The sequence below is a fragment of the Ancalomicrobiaceae bacterium S20 genome, assembly GCA_040269895.1.
Lineage (GTDB): Bacteria > Pseudomonadota > Alphaproteobacteria > Rhizobiales > Ancalomicrobiaceae > Methyloraptor > Methyloraptor flagellatus.
In genome coordinates this window covers 3,314,122-3,335,513 of record CP158568.1, presented here as the reverse complement: position 1 = coordinate 3,335,513, position 21,392 = coordinate 3,314,122, and the positions used below count along the sequence as shown (strand labels likewise).

The 21,392-nt window shown below is 70.3% G+C and carries 14 protein-coding genes and 3 pseudogenes; 3 read left to right on the top strand and 14 right to left on the bottom strand.

Going from position 1 to position 21,392, the window contains the following annotated elements; genetic code table 11:
* Positions 1-78 precede the first annotated feature (78 nt).
* The 3 genes from xylF to ABS361_15125 all read left to right on the top strand — a co-directional run bounded on the left by xylF (position 79) and on the right by ABS361_15125 (position 3,353).
* Entirely contained in the window at positions 79-1,122 is a 1,044-nt protein-coding gene (gene xylF / locus ABS361_15135) for a D-xylose ABC transporter substrate-binding protein (GenBank protein ID XBY43419.1), read from the top strand.
* Positions 1,123-1,269: 147 nt separating this feature from the next.
* Positions 1,270-2,523: a sugar ABC transporter permease gene (locus ABS361_15130; protein XBY43418.1), complete on the top strand. Its 1,254-nt coding sequence runs from the start codon at positions 1,270-1,272 to the stop codon at positions 2,521-2,523.
* A gap of 11 nt (positions 2,524-2,534) precedes the next feature.
* Positions 2,535-3,353: an ATP-binding cassette domain-containing protein gene (locus tag ABS361_15125; GenBank protein ID XBY43417.1), complete on the top strand. Its 819-nt coding sequence runs from the start codon at positions 2,535-2,537 to the stop codon at positions 3,351-3,353.
* Positions 3,354-3,382: 29 nt separating this feature from the next.
* On the opposite strand, the gene ABS361_15120 is transcribed toward ABS361_15125, so the two are convergent.
* The 14 genes and pseudogenes from ABS361_15120 to ABS361_15055 form a co-directional block, all read right to left on the bottom strand.
* Complete coding sequence (locus ABS361_15120) at positions 3,383-4,345, bottom strand: FAD:protein FMN transferase (GenBank protein ID XBY43416.1); 963 nt, start codon at positions 4,343-4,345, stop codon at positions 3,383-3,385.
* A gap of 145 nt (positions 4,346-4,490) precedes the next feature.
* Positions 4,491-4,865: pseudogene (locus ABS361_15115) on the bottom strand (nitrous oxide reductase accessory protein NosL).
* A 119-nt stretch (positions 4,866-4,984) separates the two neighbouring features.
* Positions 4,985-5,821 (bottom strand): ABC transporter permease subunit, encoded by an 837-nt coding sequence (locus ABS361_15110; GenBank protein XBY43415.1) that lies wholly within the window; start codon positions 5,819-5,821, stop codon positions 4,985-4,987.
* Positions 5,818-6,744 (bottom strand): ABC transporter ATP-binding protein, encoded by a 927-nt coding sequence (locus ABS361_15105; GenBank protein ID XBY43414.1) that lies wholly within the window; start codon positions 6,742-6,744, stop codon positions 5,818-5,820. Before ABS361_15105 ends, ABS361_15110 begins: the two co-directional genes overlap by 4 nt.
* Positions 6,745-6,931: 187 nt before the next feature.
* Positions 6,932-8,155 (bottom strand): annotated as a pseudogene (locus ABS361_15100) (nitrous oxide reductase family maturation protein NosD).
* Positions 8,100-10,019: a TAT-dependent nitrous-oxide reductase gene (nosZ, locus tag ABS361_15095; GenBank protein ID XBY43413.1), complete on the bottom strand. Its 1,920-nt coding sequence runs from the start codon at positions 10,017-10,019 to the stop codon at positions 8,100-8,102. Before nosZ ends, ABS361_15100 begins: the two are co-directional and overlap by 56 nt.
* A gap of 19 nt (positions 10,020-10,038) precedes the next feature.
* Positions 10,039-12,318, bottom strand: a complete 2,280-nt coding sequence (locus tag ABS361_15090) for a 4Fe-4S binding protein (GenBank protein XBY43412.1) — start codon at positions 12,316-12,318, stop codon at positions 10,039-10,041.
* 133 nt (positions 12,319-12,451) lie between these two features.
* On the bottom strand, positions 12,452-13,027 hold the full coding sequence (locus ABS361_15085; GenBank protein ID XBY43411.1) for a type 1 glutamine amidotransferase family protein: 576 nt from the start codon (positions 13,025-13,027) through the stop codon (positions 12,452-12,454).
* 166 nt (positions 13,028-13,193) lie between these two features.
* A complete protein-coding gene (locus tag ABS361_15080) occupies positions 13,194-13,658 on the bottom strand; it encodes a hypothetical protein (protein ID XBY43410.1) in 465 nt (154 codons plus the stop codon).
* A gap of 664 nt (positions 13,659-14,322) precedes the next feature.
* Complete coding sequence (locus ABS361_15075) at positions 14,323-15,207, bottom strand: hypothetical protein (protein ID XBY43409.1); 885 nt, start codon at positions 15,205-15,207, stop codon at positions 14,323-14,325.
* A gap of 2 nt (positions 15,208-15,209) precedes the next feature.
* Positions 15,210-16,745, bottom strand: coding sequence for a cellulose biosynthesis cyclic di-GMP-binding regulatory protein BcsB (locus tag ABS361_15070; protein ID XBY43408.1), 1,536 nt, complete (start codon positions 16,743-16,745; stop codon positions 15,210-15,212).
* A gap of 200 nt (positions 16,746-16,945) precedes the next feature.
* Positions 16,946-17,455 (bottom strand): annotated as a pseudogene (locus tag ABS361_15065) (cellulose biosynthesis cyclic di-GMP-binding regulatory protein BcsB).
* Positions 17,456-17,828: 373 nt separating this feature from the next.
* Entirely contained in the window at positions 17,829-20,096 is a 2,268-nt protein-coding gene (bcsA, locus tag ABS361_15060; GenBank protein XBY43407.1) for a UDP-forming cellulose synthase catalytic subunit, read from the bottom strand.
* Positions 20,097-20,520: 424 nt separating this feature from the next.
* A complete protein-coding gene (locus ABS361_15055) occupies positions 20,521-21,249 on the bottom strand; it encodes a response regulator transcription factor (protein XBY43406.1) in 729 nt (242 codons plus the stop codon).
* Between the last annotated feature and the right edge of the window lie 143 nt (positions 21,250-21,392).

Below are 21,392 nucleotides of genomic sequence, written 5' to 3'. Positions count from 1 at the left end.
CGCGGTCTCCCGCGGGATCCGCGCCGATGAACTGAACCAGACGGCCGAGCAACGGCCGAACACCAGGAGGAACCACCCATGAAGCTCGCGACTACTCTCCTCGCCGCGACGGCGATGACCGTGATCTCCGCCGGGGCGGCGCTCGCCGCCGGCAAGCCGGTGATCGGCGTGTCCTGGTCGAACTTCCAGGAGGAGCGCTGGAAGACCGACGAGGCCGCGATCAAGGCGGCGGTCGAGAAGGCCGGCGGCACCTATATCTCGGCCGACGCGCAGTCTTCGCCGTCCAAGCAGCTGACCGACATCGAGAGCCTGATCACCAAGGGCGCCACCGCGCTGATCGTGCTCGCGCAGGACGCCGATGCGATCCGCCCGGCGGTCGAGAAGGCCGCCAACGAGGGCATCCCGGTCGTCGGCTACGATCGCCTGATCGAGATCCCCTCGGCCTTCTACATCACCTTTGACAACAAGGAGGTCGGCCGCATGCAGGCGCGCGCGGTCTATGCCGTGAAGCCGAAGGGCAACTACGCCTTCATCAAGGGCTCCTCGACCGACCCGAACGCCGACTTCCTGTTCGCCGGCCAGATGGAAGTCCTGAAGGCCGCGATCGACAAGGGCGACATCAAGAACGTCGGCGAGGCCTATACCGACCAGTGGCTGCCCGCCAACGCGCAGAAGAACTTCGAGCAGATCCTGACCAAGAACAACAACAAGGTCGACGCGGTCGTCGCCTCCAACGACGGTACCGCCGGCGGCGTGGTCGCCGCGCTCTCCGCCCAGGGCCTCGCCGGCCAGGTGCCGGTGTCCGGCCAGGACGGCGACAAGGCGGCGCTGAACCGCGTCGCGCTCGGCACCCAGACCGTCTCGGTCTGGAAGGACGCCCGCGAGCTCGGCAAGAACGCGGCCGAGATCGCGGTCGCGCTCGCCGGCGGCAAGAAACTCGGCGACATCCCCGGCGCGACGACCTTCGCGGAAGGTCCGAAGAAGCAGAAGATGACCGCCGTGTTCCTGAAGCCGATCCCGATCACCAAGGACAACCTCAATGTCGTGATCGAAGCCGGCTGGATCTCCAAGGACGCGGTCTGCCAGGGCGTCAAGGCCGGCACGGTCAAGGTCTGCAACTGAGGCCTTGCGGTTTCGGCGAAGGCGCGCGCCGGCGACCGCGGGCGCCTTCGCCGGCTGCGGGCCCGATCGCGGCCCGTCCTCTCCCCGCTCCCGAGCCGCATCGCGGCGTCCGGGAGCGGGGCATCGTGTTCTCGCAAGGACCAGCGGATGAGTGACCTGATCCGAAAGCTCGAACTCGACCTGCGCCTGATCGGCATGATCGCGGCGCTCGCCGTGATCTGGGTCGGCTTCGACGTGTTGACCGGCGGCGGCTTCCTGACGCCGCGCAATCTCTGGAACCTCTCGGTCCAGTCCGCCTCGATCGCCGTGATGGCGACCGGCATGGTCCTGGTGATCGTCACCCGCAACATCGACCTTTCGGTCGGCTCCATGCTCGGCTTCATCGGCATGATCGTCGGCGTGACCCAGGCGCAGATCTTGCCGCAGCTCTGGGGTTTCGAACATCCGGCGACCTGGATCGTCGCCGTGGTGGTCGGCCTCGTCACCGGCACGGCGATCGGCGCTCTCCAGGGCTTCGTGGTCGCCTATCTGAACGTCTCGTCCTTCATCGTCACGCTCGGCGGCCTGCTGATCTGGCGCGGCGCGGCCTGGTGGGTCACGACCGGCCAGACGGTGGCGCCGCTCGATCGCCGGTTCCTGCCGATCGGCGGCGGCATCGAGGGCGCGATCGGCGGCTCCGCCAGTTGGGGGCTCGGCATTGCGGCGGTGCTCGTCGCGATCGCGGTGCAGATCACCATCCGCCGCCGCCGCATCGGCTTCGGCTTCACGGTGCGGCCGGTCTGGGCCGAGGCGTTCATCGCGGCGCTGATCGCGCTGGCGATCCTCGGCGCCACCTGGGTGGTCAACGCCTATCCGCTGCCCGTCGGCGTGGTCCGCCGCATGCAGGCGGCGGCCGGTGCGCCCGAAGATGCGCCCTTGCCGTTCATCGCCCATGGCTACGCGATCCCGGTGCTGATCGCGATCGGCATCGGCATCGCCATGACCTTCCTGGCCGATCGCACGCGCTTCGGCCGTTATGTCTTCGCGCTCGGCGGCAACCCGGAGGCGGCCGAGCTTTCCGGCATCAACACCCGCCGCGTGCTGATGATGGTCTTCGCGCTGATGGGCCTGCTCGCCGGCGTTTCGGCCTCGATCGCGACCGCCCGCCTGCAATCGGCGACCAACGCCACCGGCACGCTCGACGAGCTCTACACGATCGCCGCCGCGGTGATCGGCGGCACCTCGCTCGCCGGCGGCACCGGCACGATCTACGGCGCCATGCTCGGCGCGGTGGTCATGCAGTCGCTGCAGTCCGGCATGGTGCTGCTCGGCGTCGATGCGCCCTTGCAGAACATCGTCGTCGGCATCGTGCTGGTCGCGGCCGTCTGGCTCGACACCGTCTATCGCCGCCACGTGAAATGAGGGAGGCTCCGATGACCGCGCCCGCGCTCGCCCCGACCGAAATCCCCGGCCAGAACCCCGACGCGCCGCTGGTCGAGATGCGCCACGTCTCGATCGCCTTCGGCGGCATCAAGGCGGTCGACGATGTCTCGATCGACCTCTACCGGGGCGAGGTCGTCGGCCTGCTCGGCCACAACGGCGCCGGCAAGTCGACGCTGATCAAGATCCTGTCCGGCGCCTATGCGCCGGACTCCGGCGAGATCCGCATCAACGGCGCGCCGGCGACGATCGCGACCCCGCGTGACGCAAAAGCCTACGGGATCGAGACGATCTACCAGACGCTCGCGCTCGCCGACAACGTCGATGCCGCCGCCAACATCTTCCTCGGCCGCGAGATCCTGACCCGCTGGGGTACGCTCGACGACGCCGAGATGGAGAGCCGCGCCCGTAAGGTGATGGCCCGGCTGAACCCGCATTTCCGCCGCTTCAAGGAGCCGGTTCGCGCGCTCTCCGGCGGCCAGCGCCAGTCAGTGGCGATCGCGCGCGCGATCCAGTTCGACGCGCGCATCCTGATCATGGACGAGCCGACCGCCGCGCTAGGGCCGCAGGAGACCAAGCAGGTCGGCGACCTGACCTTGTCCCTGAAGCGCGAAGGCCTCGGCATCTTCCTGATCAGCCACGACATCCACGACGTGTTCGACCTCGCCGACCGCGTCTATGTGATGAAGAACGGCAAGCTGGTCGGCTCGGCCAAGGTCGCGGACGTGACCAAGGACGAGGTGCTGGGCATGATCATCCTCGGCAAGTGCCCGCCCGGCGCCATCCCGGGACCGGGGGCGGCGAGCGGTTGACCCGCGCGCCCCATACTGCGGTCCGCATGTCAGCCGAGACACACCTCGGCATCGAAACCGATCGCGCCGAGCGCGCGATCCGGCATCAGCACGACGGCGGTCGACAGTGCATCGGCAATCGCGGCGGTCGGCGCGGTGACCGTGACGGTCGACCGTGCACCGCCGGTGAAGCCGCGCGCCGGATCGAAGATATGCCCGAAGCGGCCGGCGGCATCGAACACGGTTCCGAACGGCGCCGAGGTCGCGACCGCGCGGTCGGTGAGCCGTAGCCGTCTCAGCACGCCCGAGGCATTGCCCGCCGGATAGCCGACCGACCAGGCCCCGCCCGGCCCGTGCCCGAGCGCGCGGATCTCGCCGACGTCGAGCAGCATGTCGCGATAGCCGAGCCCGCGCAGGATCATGGCGACGCGGTCGGTGATGTGGCCCTGCGCGATGCCGTTCAGCGTCAGCGCCATGCCGGGGCGATCGAAGCCGATGTGGCCGGCGTCGATCGTCAGATGCCCGAGGCCGACGCGCGCGAGTGCGGCCTCGATCGCTTCAGGGGGAGGCCCGGCCGGATCGGCGTCGGGGCGGGCAAAATGCTCGGCATGGAGGGCGAACAGCGGCTGCACGGTCGGATCGAACAGGCCGTCGGTCCGGTGATGGACGGCGCGCGCCAGCGACAGCACTTCGACGAGGTCGGCCGAGGGCGTGTCGAGGCGGCCGTCGCGATTGAGCCGGGCGATCTCGCTGCCGGTCGCGTAAAGGCTGAATACGGCCTCCAGCCGCCGGATCTCGGCCTCCACCGCCGCGAAAGCCTGATCGGCCGCCCCATTGTCGCCGACGAGCCGGATCGTGGCATGGGCGCCGAGTGCCTGACCTTCCCAGACGCGCAAGGGCGCGGCGGCCGCGGCGCGCTTCGGTGCGACGGCGGCACCGGCCAGCACGGCCGAGATCGCCAGGAACCGGCGGCGGGACAGGCGATGATCGGGGCGGAGGACAGCCGGTCGCATGATCGCTCTCCTCAATGCATCGACGGCGCCGGGGCGCCGCCGGTCGCGGCCGGGGGCGATCGCCCATGCCGCCCATCCCACCGGAACCGCCGGTCGTTCCCGCATCGGCCGACGCGGCCCCCTCGTGGCGCAAATAGGCCTCGGGAATGTCGGCGAGGCCCATCGCGCGACCGCCATGGGCCGCGACGAACTCGGCCGCCGCGAGCGCGGTCGAGAACGGGATCGCTTCCGGCACGCCCATGCCGCCGAGCCGGCGGCTGCCGATCACGAACACGGCCTTGTCGGCATCGATCCAGTTGGCGCGGCCGGGCTCGGACCAGCTCTTGGCCGCGCCCATGTCGCTGACATAGACCGCGGCGGTGTCGGCGACCCGCTCGCGCCCCTTCAGATAGGCGACTGCGTCGACCACCTGCGTGAACCAGAGCGGATGCTCGTCGCCCTTGACCAGGATCTGCGCCTTCGGACCCGGATGGTCGGCGAGATACATCTGGCAGTAATAGCCGAGCGCGTCGTCGGTCATGACGACCGCCGGCGGCTTGGCGCTGCTGGCGACCTCGTTGCAGGCGCCGAGCGCCAGGAGTGCGGCGAGGGTGGCGGCCTGGAGCAGAGTGCGGGGATAAAGCAGGCTGCGCGGGGCGATCATGGCGTGGTCCTCCGGAACACGAGATGGGCGAGGCCGAGCGCGGCTGCGAGCCAGAGGCCGAGCGCGCCGAGCGCCGCGAAGGGTGAGAAGGGCAGGGTGGCGGCGAGCCCGTCGATGCCGGCGACCGGCGCCACGCCCGACAGCATCGCGAGATTGAACAGCCGGAACGCATCGCCGGGATTGGCGAGTACGAGATAGGGGAACACGACCTTGGCGAAGGTACCGCCGCCGTCGAGGATCAGTCCGGCGAGCAGGCCGAGATCGTAGAGCACCACGACCACGAGCCAAACCGCGACCGAGATCGCCGCCGCCGTGCCGGTCTGCCGGCTCGCGGCCGAGATCGCCGTGCCGATCGCGATGAACACCGCGCCGAGCAGGATTGCCGTGCCGCCGAGCACGCCCCAGGCGGTCAGCCCGGCATCCGAGACGCCATGCACCGCGACGACGGCCGCGGCGGCCACGCCGTAGCCGATCGCGATCGCGAAGGTGACGACCAGCAGCTGGCCGATGAACTTGGCACCGAGCAGCTCCGCGCGTGACACCGGGGTCGCGAGCGTGAGCGCCAGCGTGCCGCGTTCGATCTCGCCGGCGACCGTGTCGTAGGTGAGCAGCAGCGCGATCAGCGGCACCAGATAGACCGACAGCGTCGCGAGCGACGCGGCGGTCAACACCAGTGGATCGGCCTTGAGTGCGCCGCTCGGGCCCGAACCGAGAAAGGCGAGGGCCAGCGCGAAGGCGCCGAGCACGCCTGTCGCGAGCAGGATCCAGCTGTTGCGCGAGGCGAGCCGAAGCTCGGTCGCTACGATCGAGGCGGTGCGGTCGAACGCGCTCATGCGGCCTTGCCTCCGAGCTTCGAGAAATGGCCGTAGACGTCGTCGAGGCCGGGCGGGGCGATGTCGATGTCGGCGACGAGGTCGCCGAGCGCGGCGAGCCGGGCGATGAGGCCGAGCTTTTCGTCCGCCCGGCAGGTGATCAGCGCGCGGCCCGCCTCAGGCGTCGCGCCGTCGAGCCGGTCGAGCAGCCGTGCCAAGCCCGCGGCGCCGGCCTCGATCCGGATCGAGATCGGCAGGCCGGCGGCGCGCGAGAGTTCCGCGAGCGTGCCCTGTACGACCAGCCGCCCGGAGGAGAGGATCGCGATCCGGTCCGTGCGCGTCTCGACCTCGGAGAGCGAATGCGAGGAGAGCAGCACGGCCGTGCCCTGCGCCGAGACATCGGCGAGCAGCGCGTAGAAATCGCCGCGCGACACCGGATCGAGCCCGCTGGTCGGCTCGTCGAGCAGCAGGAGCCGCGGCCGGCCGATCAGCGCCTGCGCGAGGCCGAGGCGCTGGCGCATGCCCTTCGAATAGGTACCGACCCTGCGATCGGCGGCACGGGCGATGCCGACGCGCTCGAGCAGCGGTGCCGCAATCGCCTGGCTCTCGCCCTTCAGCCGCGCGAAATGCGCGAGGATCTCGCGGCCGGTCAGCGTCTTCGGCAGCGCGACCTGCTCGGGCAGATAGCTGACCGCCCGCCGCGCCGCATCGCTGCCGGGCGCGGCGCCCGCGACCGTGATCCGGCCGGCGGCCGGTCGCACGAAGCCGAGAATGCTCTTGAACAACGTCGACTTGCCCGCGCCGTTGTGGCCGAGCAGCGCGAGGCGCTCGCCGGGCGTGACCGCGAGCGACACGTCCGACAGCGCGGCCAGCGTGCCGAAGCGGACGGTGACGCCGCGTGCGTCGAGCACCGGTGCGGCGGGAGACATCGGATCCGCGCTCATGGCGACCTCCGGGACAGGACGAGGGGGCTGATCGGGTCGGCATGGGGGGCGCCGTGCCGGGCGGCCCCGGCCGGGCTGCAGCAGGGACGAGCGCCGCCTGCGGCCGCGCGCCGGCGGTGCCGGGGCCCATCAGCGGCCGCGAGTCGACGACGCCGCCGGGCATCAGGCCGGGAAAACGCGACTGCGACCAGCGGATCAGCTGCACCGCCGGCGCGCCGAGCAGCAGGCGCGCCATCGGCTGGCTCCAGGTCAGCTGGTCGATCACGTCGTTCGGCCGGTAGGGGCTATCGGCGATGCCGTCGCCGTTGACGTCGAAGGCGGCATGATCGGACCAGTAGTTGCCGGTCTTGCCGTCGCTCCATTCGAGCCAACGGCTGCCGACATATTTCACCTGCGTGCGGTTGCCGACGAAGGCATTGCCGGTGAAGACGTTCTTCTCCGAACCCGCGGTGAAGTGGATGCCGATGCCGCAGCCCTCGAAGCGGTTGGCCTCGATGCGGTTCTTGTTGGCGTCGTAGAAGAACAGGCACTTGTCGTCGGCGCGCGCGACCGTGTTGTGCGCGATCACCGAGTCGTTGACGGCGTTGAGGAACAGGCCGTGCGACCGATCGCCGATCGAGCGGTTGTCCTCGGCGCGCACCCGGCGCGAGAACATGAAGGCGAAGCCGAGATCGTTGCCCTCGGAGAGATTGCCGCGGACCTCGATGTCGTTGGCGTACATGGCGTGAAAGGCGAAGCGCAGCTCGCGGAACCGGTTGCCGCGATAGACCGCCTTGGCCGAGGTAGAGATGAACACGCCGTCGCGGCCGCGGCGGATATCGTTGCCGGCGACGACGAGGCCCGGCGCGTTCCAGACGTAGATGCCGGGGCCGCGCTCGTTCTTGCGGAGATCGATACGGCCGACGATCGTGTTGCCCTCGACGAGCGCGTCGCGGCCGCCCTGCACGTCGATGCCGATCAGATTGCCGACGATCCGGTTGCGCAGCACCTTCGTCCGCATCGCGTCCTTGGCGATGACGATGCCGCTGTCGAGCGTGTCGAGCCGGAGCCCGGAGCCGGAGACGGCGAGGCCTTCGAGCGTGACGTCGTCGGCCGCGACCGTGATCACGGAGCCCCTTCCCGGCCCCGTGATCCTGGCGTCGCGGCCGCCGGCGAGCGTCAGCGGCTTGTCGATGGTGACGGGCCCGGCATAGGCCCCGTCGCCGAGCCGGAGGACGTCCCCGGCGCGGCGGTGCGGATCGCGGCCGCCAGCGCGTCCGGTCCGGGCACGACCGCGATCTCCGCCGCGAAGCCGGGGCGGGTCGCGGAGAGGAGGATCGCGGCGAGCGCGGCGAGACGTCCGGCGGCGCGCATGGTCAGGCCGCCTTCGGCTTGACGAGCATCCGGCCCTGCATCTCCATGTGGAGCGCATGGCAGAACCAGCTGCAGTAGTAGGCGTAGACGCCGGGCCGGTCGGCCCTGAATGTCACCGACTGCGTCGCCTGCGGCGGCAGTTCGAGCGCGACGCCATAGTTCGCCAGCGTGAAGCCGTGAGTGAGGTCGTCCACGTCGTCGTTGTTGGTCAGGATCAGCGTGACCTCGTCACCCTCGACGACCTCGAACTTCTCCATGCCGAAGGCCGGCGCGACGGCGGTCAGGTAGACGCGCACCTTGGTCCCGTCGCGGATGACCTTGTCGTCCGAGCCGAGCTTGACGCCGTCCTTCACCGCCTGATCGCGGGCTTCCTGCCAGTAGCTGTCGTTCGGATCCCAGATCGAACGCGGGTTGATCTTCGAGGCCTTCACGATGATGCAGTCGTGCGGCTCGGCGAAGGTCGGGCTGTCGTGCACGACCTCCATCTTCTTGCCCGAGATGTCGATGAGCTGCTCGCTCTCCGGCTTCAGCGGGCCGACGTTGAGGTAGCGGTCCTTGGAGAACTTGTTCAGCGCGACGACCCACTTGCCGTCGGCTTCCGCCGTTTCGCCCATGGTCGCCTGCACGTGGCCGGGCTGATAGGCGACGTCGACCTTCTCGAGGATCGGGTCGACCTTCTCGCCCTTGAAGGCGCGGCGGGCGAGATCGATGTTCCACTTCACCACCTGGCTGTCGAGGAACAGCGTGGTGTAGCAGTTGCCCTTGCCGTCGAAGGTCGTGTGCAGCGGTCCGAGGCCGAGCTGCGGCTCTGCGACGACGGCCGTACGCGGATCGGCGTTCTTCTCGAACAGCGCGTCGAGCAGGGTGACGTCGATCACGGTCACGGTCGGCGACAGCTTGCCGGCGATGCAGAGATGGCGCTTGTCCGGCGCGGTGTTGCAGCCGTGCGGGTTCTGCGAGATCGGGATGTAGCGGGTGACGCCCGTGCCGTGGCGGCCGTCGACGACCGGCACGCCGCTCATCATCGTGAACTTGCCGTCCTTCACCGCCTGCTCGATGCGGGCGATGTTGAACACCACGACCCAGTCCTGCGCGGCCGAGGTCATCTCGGCGGCGGTGACGCCTTCCTCCGAATTGTAGCAGGTCGAGAAGGCGTACTTGCCCTGATAGTCGGCGTCGCAATTGTCGAGGTTGCCGTCGACCATCACCTGCCAGGCGACCTTCATCGTGTCGCCGTCGATGGCGGTGAACACCGAGCGATACTTCTTCGGATCGTCGAGAATCGCGCCGTCGTTCGGGATCGGCACGCGGTGCTCGCCGTTGGCGAAGACGTAGCCGGTGCGCGGATACTTCTGGTTCCGGATGCCGTGCAGGTCGGCGGCATTCGGCACCTCGACGATCTTGTCGACCTTCATCACGTCGCAGCGGATGCGGGCGACGCGCGTATTGGCCTTGTCGTTCACGTAGATGTAGCGGCCGTCATAGGTGCCGTCGGTGTACGACATGCGCGGATGGTGTAGGTCGCCGTTCTCGTAGGTCTTCTGGCCGCGCTTGGCGAGGAAGGCGCGGGTCTCGGGCGTCAGGCCCTCGGTGAGGACCTTCAGGCTCTCGTTGGTGATGCCCCAGCCGGTCGCCGAGCAGCGGTTGAACACCGGAATGCGCATCAGCTCGCGCATCGATGGCACGCCCATGATGCGCACCTCGCCGGTCTGGCCCGAGGACCAGATGCCGTAATATTCGTCGAGTTCGCCGGGCTTGATCTCGTGCTTCTGGCCGCCGGAGGCGGTTGCGGCGTTGGCGCTGCTGCTCGCCAGAAGACCCGTTGCCCCGCCCGTGCCGGCGGCGGCGACGCCGGCGAGGAAGGCGGTCTTGACCGATCCGCCCAGGATCGAACGCCGCGAAAGCTTGTCGTTCTCAGACATCGTGGTTCTTCCTTCTTATTCACGCCTCGGGCGTGACCACGGGTCCGCTCGTCGTCGTGTGGGTGACGAAGGGTCGGCCGGGATGGGTTGATTTCGGGGCGCCGGCGGTCGCGATCGCGTTTTGGACCTCGAAGCGCTGGCGCTTCTTCTCGCGGCCGATCACGACCGGGCACTTGGTCTTCGACTGGTAGAGGACCTGGCAGTTGAGGCAGGAGATGCACTCGTTCGGATTGATCTCGCCGGTCGGGTGGATCGCCTGCACCGGACAGTCCTTGGCGCAGACCTGGCAGGGCGAGCCGCATTCCGAATAGCGCTTCAGCCAGCGGAACATGTGCAGCCGCGCCGGGATCGCGAGGCCGCCGCCGAGCGGGCAGACATAGCGGCAGTAGAACCGCTCGACGAACAGGCCGGGCGCGAGCATGCCGAGCGCGAACAGCACGTAGGGCCAGGGCCGGTCGAACTTCAGGATGATCGCGGTCTTGAACGGCTCGACCTCGGCATAGCGCTCGGCGACGTCGAGGCTGTAGAAGGAGAGCCCGACGAGGCCGAGGAAGATCATGTACTTCACCGGCCACAGGCGCTCGTGCAGGCCCCAGGGCAGGGTGATCTGCGGCAGGCGCGCCAGCCGGGCGAGCTTGTTGGAGAGCTCTTGCAGGGCGCCGAACGGGCAGAGCCAGCCGCAATAGGCTCCGCGTGCCCAGAACAGCAGCGCGGCGGCGACCGCGAACCAGAGCACGAAGATCAGCGGATCCATCAGGAAAGTTTCCCAGCGGAATCCGGTGACGAAGGATTGCAGTACCGCCAGGACGTTGACGACGGAGAGCTGCGCGTTGGCGTAGAAGCCGACGAAGACCAGCGTGAACACGAGATAGGCGTTGCGCACGATCGCGAAGACGCGGGCGTTCTTGGTCGCGAAGGTCTGGAAGAAGAAGATGCCGGTGAGCACGATCAGCGCGGCGCCGAGCACGACGACCTGGACGCGCTTGGCCTCCCATATCCGCATCCACAGCCGATCGCGCTGCGAGGACGTATCGGCGGCGGCGCGCGGGGCGTCCGGGCCCGCCGCGGCGACGGGCGTCGCGGCCGGCGCCGGGGCGGCGTCCTTCAGGTACTTGGCCGGGATCGTGTAGCCGAGTTCGTAGGTGAGGAAGAGCTTTTCGATCGGCCCGACCGGCCTGTGCACGAGAAGCTGCAGGCGCCAGGGCGCCGCCGGATCGAAGCCGGCCGACTTCGGCACGATGAATAGGTCGGTCTCGGTCAGTGCCGGCGCGACCGCGCCCTCGGCGAGGCGCACGATCTTGCGGTGGTCGCGGTCGTGGAACCGGTAGGAGCTGGTGCCCTGGATCAGCTGGATGCGATCGAAGATGCCGCCGCGCACATAGCCCGACCCCTTGAACGACCAACGCCCGTTGCCGCCGATGAAGATCGCCTGGTCGCCGTCCTTCAGGAGCTTCGAAAGATTGTCGTACTCGGCGTCGCCGACCAGAGTCCGGCCTATTGCCGGCTGGCTGGCGAGCCCGGCCCAGACGTCGATATAGGCGTCGTCGTCGGGGCCCGCCTCGGCCTTGTCGGCCGCACGCGGGTCGCCGAGATCGGCGAAGGCCTTGTTGATCGCCCCGACGTCGAGCCGGAACCGGATGAGCGAACCGTCGCCGGCGAGCGTGATCCAGTCCGACGGCGCGCGCCGCTCCGGATCGAGGAGCTTCGTCGGCCCGGTCGCGGCCGCCTCGGTGCCGACGCCCTTCAATCCGAGCACGCGTGCGACCTTGAGGCTCGCATGCAGGATCGAGTCGTCGATCACCATGATGGTGACGGTCGCGCCCGAGACGATGTCGAGGTCGTGCCCGCCGCCCTCCTGCACCTCGCGGCGCTTGAGGTCGAGCCCGGCGTATTTCTCGGTCACGGCCTTGATCTTGGCGTCCGGGATGCCGACCAGCACGATCGGCTCGGAATGCTTGATCAGGCGCACGCCGGTGACGACCGCGTCCGGCGACAGGCCGGCAAGGACGTGGATCGGCTTGCCGGAATAGCCGGCGGTCGGCACGAAGTCCGAGGTCAGGAACACCCAGCCGATCGGCTGGCCGGCCTTGAGCGCCGGCACGACCCCGGGTTTCTCGTCGGCGCTGCCGAAGGCGTCGGCGCCGGGCACGAGATCGGCGGGAGCGACCGCACCGAGGAATTCGCGCACGAGCGGCGCGGCTTCGGCATGCTCGATCGCGGGCAGGGCCAGAGCGACGAGCGCCAGAGCCACGCGGGCCGCGCGGCGGAGACGGAGCGGGATCGTAGAAAGCGGCGACATGCGAACCGTCCGGCAAATACAGGCTGGCGGTTCGATCTAGGCGAGGTGAGGGCTCGGCTCTTTGTCGCGGAGCAAACGGATTGCCGGAACCCGGGGACGGCGTGCGGGCCGTCCCGATGAGTGGGCTATGGCGTCAGGCGGTTCGTGTGTGCTCGGCGGCGAAGACCGCAAGCTCGGCCTCGGCCTCCGGGGTCCAGAGCCCGAGCGCTTTCAGCACTTCGACGGCGAAGGTGAAAGGCGCGGAGCCCGGCGCGGTGATGACCCCGTTCTCCGAGACCGCCTGCGGCTGGTCGATGTAACGGGCCGCGCCGTGATAGCCGGCATGCTGTGCGTGCGCCTGGAGCGCATTGCCGGTATGGGCGACCGCGTCGAGCGCGCCGGTGCCGGCGAGCGCGCTCGCCGCCGCGCAGATGCCGCCGACGACACGGCCTTGCGCCCGGAAGGCGCGCACCATCGGCGCGATGTCCGGTGCGATATCCTGTTCCCAGGCGAGCCCGCCGGGAACCAGCAGCGCGTCGAAGGCGCCGGGGTCGAGCGCTTCGAACCCGATGTCGGGCATGACCTTCAATCCCCCCATCGAGACGACGGGCGCGCCGTCCGGCGTGGCCGTCACCACTTCGGCGCCGAGATAGCTCCGCGCCACGGCGGTGACGAGCGCGCATTCCCAATCGGCGAAGGAAGGGGTCAACGCGAGGGCGATGCGGGGCATGGACGATCTCCCGAAGCGGCGGGGCCCGCGCGTGACCGGACCCGCCTGGATCCATTCGCGCCGGACCCTAGCACAGGCCCCGGCAGGATCAGCCGGCCGGCGATGGCGTGGCCGCCATGCCTTGATGTGCGGTCTGGGTGCTGCGCGACACCACGCGCTCCGGCTGTCACCGTTCGCGCGGCATGTAGGTCAGCTTCGATGCCTCGGCGAAGCCGATGCGCGTGTCCCGGGTCGACTGCTCGCGATCGAGCCGACCGAACAGGGCCATCGACTCGCGCGTGCGGCCTGCCTTGAGCAGCGCCCAGGCGCCGAGCACTTCGAGATCGCGCGAGGGCGTGACGAGCCGCGACCGGCGATCGAGGCTGTCGAGCGTCGCCGCGTAATCGCCGCGGTCGAAGGCGGCGCTCGCCTGCTGGGCCAGAACGGCCGCGTCGATCTCCTTGCGCCGATCGGCGCCGAGGGCGGCGGCCGCCTCGGAGGCGCGCGCCGGCTCTCCGGTCCGAAGCCGAGCGAGTGCGAGGCCGTAGGCGGCCTCCTCGCCGGCCTTGCCCGGCTGGGCGGCCAGCGCCGCGAAGGCGCCGGCGGCCTCGGCCGGCCGATCGGCGTCGAGCAGGCACCAGCCCTCGAGCATCCGCGCCGGCTGCCCGAGCGGGGCGGCGCGCCTGATATCCGCCAGCTCGGCGAGGCAGAGCGCGGCGTTCTTCGCCTTGTGGGCGGCGATGGCACGGTCGAAACCCGCCTCCCGGCGTGGTGCCGATGCGCCCTTGGCGGTCTCGGCACCCCCTTGCCGGCGTCCCGGACAGCCTCGGGAAAGCTCGCCGCATAGCGCTGTTCGAGCGTACGCCGCAGTCCCTTGTCGGTGCCGCGTGCCGCCGCGAGCAGGTGGCCGCGCGCCGTGGTCGCGTCCGGCTTCCAGGTCATGGCGAGGTCGAACCACGCGGCCGCCTCGTCGAACCGGCCGGTGCCGTAGCCGTACCAGCCGAGCGCCTGAGCGCCATTGGCCGAGCGGAGCCGGCGCACCGTGTCGCCGAGCGCGGCGAGCCGGGCCGGCGCCGGCGCGATCGGCGGTCGCGCGGTGATGTCGCCGGCGAGGAGATCGACGAACAGGGCGGCGATCGTATCGTCGTCGCCCTGCCGGGCCTCGGCGAGTGCGCGAGCATCCTCCCGCCGACCGAGACGGCCGAGCGCGAGAATGCGGCCGACCACGGCATCCGGCGCGGTGCCGACGTCGAGTGCCAGCGCGAACCAGCGTTCCGCGGCATCGAACGACTGTTGTCCGAACCGATACCAGCCGATCAGCGCGGCATCGCCCGCGCTGCGGCGCCGGCGCGTCGCCGCCTCGAGCGGCGCCAGCTCGGTCTCGGAGGGCCGCTCGACCGCTCCCCGCCGAGCGCCACCCCGATACGCCGCCGCAGGCGGTCGAGGCGGATATCGTCGAACTCGCCGCTGCCGTCGGCGCGGCGATTGCCGAGCGCGATCAGCGGTTCGAGATCGGCGTCCGACAGCACCTCGCCGGCCTTCTGCACGGTCGCGAGGCGCTCCGGTGCGCGGGTCTCGTTGGTCAGGATCAGACGATAGAGTTCGGCGGCGCGCCGGCTGTCGCCGGTGCGCGCCGCGGCCTCGGCGACCCGCCATGTGAGATCGAGATCGTCGGTCGTCACCAGGTCCGGATTGCGCGCGGCGAGGTCGATCACGGTGGCCCAGGCCCGCGCGTCCGAGGCCTCGATCAGGCTGCGACGCGTCTCGCGCAGCCGGAGCTTGGCGACGAGCTCCGGCGGCGGCTGCCAGCCCCGCTCGATGCGCCGCGCGATCTCGGCGCGCAACTCGTCGATGCGGCCGGCGCCGTACATCTGCCAGAGCGGCTGTACGTCGCCCGAGGGATCGGCGAGCGAGGCGAGATCCGCCGGTGGCTCCCAGCCGGGATGCAGCAGGCGCAGGCGGCGGATCTCCGCCTGCGCACGGGTCTGATTGTTCTGCTGCAGGTAATAGGCGAGTGCGCTGGTATCGATCGTCGGCGCGCCGCCGGCCGCACTGGCGCGCGCGGCCTCCGGGGCGGCGGCCGGGTCGAGCCCGGCGATGCGGCGCGGCGGGGACGTGCCCCGCTCGCCCGCGGCGAGCGCCGGGGCGGCAAAGACCACGAGAGCAAGGGTCGCAGCGGTGGTGGCGAGGGAAGCGCGCATGATCAGGCCCTTTGTCCGGAGCGGGCGAGCGCGCCGGCGATGCCCAGCCCGGCCGCGATCGCGGCGACGAGCCCGGCCAGTGCGTAGGCGAGCGGATTGCGGGAGAGCCAGGCCGCCAGCACGAGCCGGGCGTTACCGGCACTCCACGGCCCGGAGGCGATCAGGGTCGGGCGCGCGGCCGGCACCGCGGTCAGCGATGCGTCCGCGCCGTCGACGACGAGGGCCGCGCCGTGCCATTGCAGCCAGGCGTCCGGCGCCGTCGCGTCGGCGATGGCATCGAACAGTCCGGCGGCGGTCGGTGCCGTCACCAGCGTCCAGCCGGCGGACCGATCCGGCGCGGCGGTCTGCGCCACGATCAGGGTCGCGGTCGCGGGCGGTCGGACGTCGGCGGCGCGCTGACCGTCGCTGGCGCCGATGCCGCCGAGCAGGCGCGCGGCCGAGGCGATCCAGCCATCGATGAGGCCGGAGCGGGTCGCCGTGGCGCGCCAGCGCTCGCGCAGGCTTTCGGAGGAGCGTTCGGGATCGTCGCTGCCGGCCGTGCCGATCGCGCGCGAAAGGATGCTGCCGGTCGTCATCGGGTCCGTGCCGGCCCGTCCGCCCGAGGCGAGCGCGGCGATGCGGCGATCGAGCGGCGTCGGTCGCATGGTGCCGCCCGAGACGTTCGGCGCCGGCGCTGGCGGCTGGCTCGCCCACCGGGCGAGCGTCTCGCCGACGAGGGCGCCATAGGGTGCCGCGATGCCGGGGCCGATGTCCGGCGCCGCCCCGATCAGGATCGAAGCTCCGGCCTCCTCGTCCGGGTTGCCGAACCGGAGCGGCCAGCTCGCCGGTCGGCCGGCCGTGACCGTCAGGCGGGCGACCAGCGTCGCCGCCGCCGAGAGCGTATCGAGGTCCGGATGCGGGACATGGATCGTCGCGCCGGTGCCGGTCGCCGAAATGCCGGACAGCCCGGCGAGTTCGGGCACCTGGCCGATCCGGGGCAACGGCGGAATGGTGATGCTGGTTTCCGCGAGGCTCAGGAACCGATCCCGGCCGCGATCGGCGACCGTGTCGCAGGTCTTGTCGGCGGGCGCCGGCACGGCGGCCGTGATCTCGATGCGGTTGAGCCCCGGCCGGAACGCGCCGAGTGGCAGGAGCAGCGGACGATCGGCAAAGATCTGGCCGCGTGGATCCGGCATCGGCAGCACCGAGACGGTGAGGCCGTTGACCAGCACGGCGATCCGGGCGTCGGGCGAGAGGCCCGCCGCGTAACCGCCTTCGAGGCCGATCCGCACCTTGTCGGTGTCGGCCGGGTAGAAGTCGGCCGGCAGCTGCATGTCGAACGCCACCCGGTAGAGCCGACCGTCGAAGACCGTCGAGCGAAGGCCGAAGTCCTTCAGCCGATAGCGGCGCTCCGGTTCGACCCTGAGGCCGCCGGCGCGCGCCGCGGCCGGGATCGCGGCCGGCTGCCCGCGCCCGGCGACCGTCTCGGCGAGCCGGTCGAGCGTGGCGAAGGCGCGTTCGAAGTCCGCGCGCGTCCGCCCGGCGACGAGCAGGCGCAAACGCCCCTCGGCCGTGCCGCTGTAGAGCGTGGCGGTGCCGAGTTCGGGCGCGGCGGCACCAGCCGCGGGCGCCAGTTGCAGCGGCGTGCCGACATGGACGTCGATGCCGGGTCCGTCCCCGGCGCCGTCGCCATCGCCGCGACCGGATGGTCGGCGCCGGCGATCAAGGCCACGCGCGCCACGGTGCCGAGCGCCGCCTCGGCGAGATCCTGACCGGCCCCGGGCGGCAGGATCGCGGTGATGCGGGTCTCGCCGCGTTCGTTCGGCCACAGCGTGGCGAGCTCGGCGAGATCGAGCCGCGTTCCGGCGACCGCCGGCGTCGCTGGGCTCTCGAAGGAGAGGCCGGACAGCGTCGGATCGATCTCGGTCCACAGTTCGTAGGTCGCGTCGATCGAGCAGTCGACGCGGTGGCGCTGCTTCGCCTCGACGGTGACGACATTCGCCCCGGCGGCGAGCAGCCCGGCCGGGATGTCGAGCCGCGCCGGGGCCTCCATCCGCCCGCCGACGACGATCTCGCCGAGCGGCGTACCGTTGACGGCGACGGCGATCCGCGAGCCCTCCGGCATCACCGACACCGCCGAGCGCAGCGCGATCTGCAGTCGGGCCGGGCGCCGGGCCTCGGCCTCTGAGAGGCGGACCACCCATTCGCGTCGATCGATCTCACCGGCGAGCCGCCAGCCGCCGGCGACCGCCGGCAGGCGGCGGAGCATGCGCGGCGGTTCGGCGTCCCGGTTGGGGCCCGGCGCGCCGGCGTCGAGCGGCGTCGGCTCGACGGCCGCGGCGAGCCTGAGCTTGCCGGAAGCGGGGCGTGCCGGGTCCGGATGTGCCGGGTCCGGACGTGCCAGGTTGGGGCGCCCTCCGATCTGGCGGACGGGCATGCCGCCGATCGCGCGCGGCGCCGGGCGAAGCTCGGCCGCGGCTGCCGATACGGCGAAGCACGGCCCGGCGATCGTGGCGGCCGTCAGGCAGACGAGGGCGATCGGCATCTTCATGGCTGCACGCTCCCGCTGGGCGTTCGTCGAGGACCGAGCGCCTGGGCGCGGCCGACGGTGGTTGCGTGGGAATTGCGGTCGGACGTGGCGGTCAGTGTCTTGGCGCCGCCGGTGCCTCGCCCGTGACGAAGACGCCGCCCGCATCCGGGGGATAGGGGGGCTGCGGCCGGGCCGGGGCCTGCGCAGCGCCGTGCGCCTTGGTCGGACGCTCACCTGCCTCTCCGAAGCCGAGGCGGGCGACGGCCAGGAAGCGCGTGACGCGCCAGGCCTCGCGCACCGCGAGCCAGAGGAAGTGCAGGCTGCCGGCCAGCACACCCTTGCCGGTCCGGCGCAGGGCCCGGAACCGGGCGAAAGGCGAGGCCTCGCCGAACATCAGTTCGGCCACGACCCGGAAATGCGCGGTGTCGGCGACCGCGTATTCGAGCCCGAGGATCGTGCCCTGCCGGTCGGTGTCGATCCGGCGCACGCGCATCAGCGTCTCCGGAGTGTGCGGCGCCCCGGCGACGCGGAGCCGCGCGGTCATGCCGAACGTCAGCCGCGGCAGATCCGTGGTCACGGGCCGCAGACGCACGCCGCCGATCGAGGCGTCCTCGATCCGGGCCGGGATCTCTCGATCCTCGACGAGGATCACGCCGTCGCGGGCAATGGCGAGCCGCGGATTGCGCCGCCGTTCGCGCTTTTCGATGACCACGCCGAGCGCCGTGCCGGCGATCACGAGGTTGAACAGGTTCCAGGCGCCGACGAACAGCGTCAGGTCGCTGGTCGCGGGCTCGGCGTCGTAGCGCCAGACCGTCGCGGCGAGGCCGGCGAGGAGCAGCGCGAACATCAGTGCATAGGGGCGGGCGACGACCGAGATGTGGTCTTCTTCCAGCGTCACGCCCTTGGCGGTGACGTTGAATGTCGGCTTCTTCGGGTTGACGATGACGCTCGCGATCGCGCCGGCGAGATAGACCGACTGGATGTATTCGTAAAGCTCCGAGATCCAGGGCCAGCGCACTCTGCCGTAGAGATAGCTCTGCAGCATCAGCGACACCGCCAGATAGCTGGCAGTGTAGGCGAGAAATTCTTCACCGTTGCCGACAAAAATCTTCACGCCGAAGAACAGGTAGCAGAGGGGCGCCACCATGAAGGCGAGCCGCGGCAGCGGGAACAGCCAGAACATCGCGGTCGACAGGTAGCAGAGCCGCTGCGCGAGCCCGAGGCCGCGCTTCAGGAGCGGGTTCTTCATCAGGAGGATCTGGATCATGCCGCGGCACCAGCGCGACCGCTGGCCGATGAAGCTGTCGAGCGTTTCGGGCTGGAGGCCGGCGATCAGCGGCGTGTCGACGTAGCGGCTCGTCCAGCCGCGCGCATGCAGTTCGAGCGCCGTCTCGCAGTCCTCGGTGATGGTGAGGCCCGAGAAGCCACCGGCTTCCTGCAAGGCGGCTCGGCTGAGCAGCGCCGCCGAGCCGCAGAAGAACGCGGCGTTCCATTTGTCGAGGCCGCGCTGCACCACGTCGTAGAACATCTCGTTCTCGGACGGCATGCTTGCGAATGTGGCGAGGTTCTTCTCGATCGGGTCCGGATTGAGGAAGAAGTGCGGGGTCTGGACCAGAAACAGCCGCGGATCTTCGAGGAAGTGGCCGACGGTCAGCCGCAGGAACTCGCGCGCCGGCGCATGGTCGGCGTCGAACACGGCCACGAGCGCGCCGGTCGAGCGGGCGAGGCCGGCGTTGAGGTTGCCGGCCTTGGCGTGCCGGTTGACCGCGCGGGCGTGGTAGACGACGCCGAGTTCGGCGCAGATGCCCTCGAGCTCGGCGCGGCGCTGCCGGGCCGCCGCCGCCGCGATCGGATCGGCGCTGGCGCATTTTTCGTCCGTGCCGCCGTCGTCGAGCAGGTATACGGTCAGCCGATCGGCCGGGTAGTCCATCGCCTTCGCCGCCGCGAGCGTCGTGGCGAGCAGATCGGCGCTCTCGTTGTAGCTCGGCACCAGCACGTCGACACTGGGCAACCGATCGTCCGCCGGCAGGCGCGGCGACCGCCGCTCGAGCGGATCGATGACGACGAACAGCGAGAGAAACATCATCAGGATGCAGAAGACTTCGGCACCATAGAGCAGCACGCCGGGCACGAAATTGGCCCAGTCGCCGGCGGGCGGCAGGGTCGAGGTCGTGCGCCAGTAGAGGTAGCGCAGCACGACGAGCATGCCGACCGACACGAACAAAACCCGGAGCGTCTTCGATGTCCTGAAATTGAACAGGGCGATCATGCTGAGACAGGCAGCCGCGGCAAGCGCGACTTGAGAATTCGTTCCGACGGGGATCGCAATAACTGCGGCCATCGACGCAATAATACTCAGGATGATCAGTATCTGATACATGGCGTGCGAGGACTGCCTGTTGGGTACTGAAGAGTATTTTGGTTATAGGCGCGCCAACATGCGCCATAAATAGGCAAAAATTGCCTCAAATTTTCTGAGTTAACTTAAGGTAAAATGCGGCATTGAGGAGTAACGCGACGTCGTCGCCATGAGGGCAGGACTGCCCGAAAGGGGCAGGAATGCAATCGGACACGGGTTGTTAAGGTAAACGTCCGCCGGTCGACGACGGCCGATACGGACCGTCGCGGAGCGGCCCTCGCGGCGGCGACCGGGGCCGACCGGCAAATCCTGCCCAGTGCCGGAGCGCGTTCGGCGTCGACGCGTGAATGACCAGCAAGGCGAGGCCATGCTGCTTTCGGACCGCGCGCATGGAAAAGCCGGCGAATGGGCATCCGCCGGCTCGTCTCCATGGCTGTGGTCGATGTCAGTGCGCCGATTTCGACAATCTGGATCCGGCGACGGCGTCGCGCAGGCGAAAACCACGGCCGCGCAGGGTCTGGATCAGCGTCTGCCCGCCGGGAACGAGCCGGGCGAGCTTGGTACGCAGGTAGCCGAGATAGACGTCGACCGCGTTGAGCGCGCCGCCGGTCTCCTCGCCCCACACCTCGGCATAGAGTTCTTCGCGCGTAACGAACCGATCCGGCCCGAAGCGCAGCAGCGCCGCGAGCAGCAGGGTTTCGCGCGCGGTCAGTACGACGGTTCGGTCCTGCCAGCGCGCGATCTGGAGGGCGACGTCGAGCACGATCCCGGACCGGCCCGACATGGTGCCCGGCGCCGCCTGCGCGCGGTCCTTCCGCCCGAGCTGATCGCGGACGCGGTCTTCGAGTTCGCCGAGCGTGAAGGGTTTCACCACGTAGTCGTCGGCGCCGGCGTCGATGCCACGCGAGCGATCCTGCGCACCGCTACGGCCGCTGACGAAGATGATCGCTCCGCCGAACCCGCGCTCGCGCAGGCGCCGGCACAGGGTGAAGCCGTCGAGGTCCGGCAGCACGACGTCGATCAGGAACGCCTTCGGCTCACCCTTGGCGCTCGCGGCGAGCGCCTCGGCCGCGGTCTGGAAGCCCTGGACCCGCCCGAGACCCTGGCCGAGGCCGCGTTCGATCACCGAGCACATGTCGGGATCGTCCTCGACGACGATGATCTCGGGTCCCATGCGCGCCTCCGTCAGAGCCTGGGCACAGGGCCCACCCCTCCCGTGTACCGGTGCGCGAGGGCAAGCAAAATCCGGAAGGACGGCAAAGACTTCGGGAACATCCGGCAATCGCCGGCCCGCCCGCCGTCAGGCTTCGCAAGGAC

What these genes read in the sequence shown, in the direction of transcription:
- bcsA (XBY43407.1), bottom strand. Translation starts at nt 20,096, where the DNA reads ATGTATCAGATACTGATCATCCTGAGTATTATTGCGTCGATGGCCGCA.
- ABS361_15055 (XBY43406.1), bottom strand. Translation starts at nt 21,249, where the DNA reads ATGGGACCCGAGATCATCGTCGTCGAGGACGATCCCGACATGTGCTCG.
- ABS361_15090 (XBY43412.1), bottom strand. Translation starts at nt 12,318, where the DNA reads ATGTCGCCGCTTTCTACGATCCCGCTCCGTCTCCGCCGCGCGGCCCGC.
- ABS361_15105 (XBY43414.1), bottom strand. Translation starts at nt 6,744, where the DNA reads ATGAGCGCGGATCCGATGTCTCCCGCCGCACCGGTGCTCGACGCACGC.
- nosZ (XBY43413.1), bottom strand. Translation starts at nt 10,019, where the DNA reads ATGTCTGAGAACGACAAGCTTTCGCGGCGTTCGATCCTGGGCGGATCG.
- ABS361_15125 (XBY43417.1), top strand. Translation starts at nt 2,535, where the DNA reads ATGACCGCGCCCGCGCTCGCCCCGACCGAAATCCCCGGCCAGAACCCC.
- ABS361_15075 (XBY43409.1), bottom strand. Translation starts at nt 15,207, where the DNA reads ATGCGCGCTTCCCTCGCCACCACCGCTGCGACCCTTGCTCTCGTGGTC.
- ABS361_15130 (XBY43418.1), top strand. Translation starts at nt 1,270, where the DNA reads ATGAGTGACCTGATCCGAAAGCTCGAACTCGACCTGCGCCTGATCGGC.
- ABS361_15120 (XBY43416.1), bottom strand. Translation starts at nt 4,345, where the DNA reads ATGCGACCGGCTGTCCTCCGCCCCGATCATCGCCTGTCCCGCCGCCGG.
- xylF (XBY43419.1), top strand. Translation starts at nt 79, where the DNA reads ATGAAGCTCGCGACTACTCTCCTCGCCGCGACGGCGATGACCGTGATC.
- ABS361_15110 (XBY43415.1), bottom strand. Translation starts at nt 5,821, where the DNA reads ATGAGCGCGTTCGACCGCACCGCCTCGATCGTAGCGACCGAGCTTCGG.
- ABS361_15080 (XBY43410.1), bottom strand. Translation starts at nt 13,658, where the DNA reads ATGCTCGAGGGCTGGTGCCTGCTCGACGCCGATCGGCCGGCCGAGGCC.
- ABS361_15085 (XBY43411.1), bottom strand. Translation starts at nt 13,027, where the DNA reads ATGCCCCGCATCGCCCTCGCGTTGACCCCTTCCTTCGCCGATTGGGAA.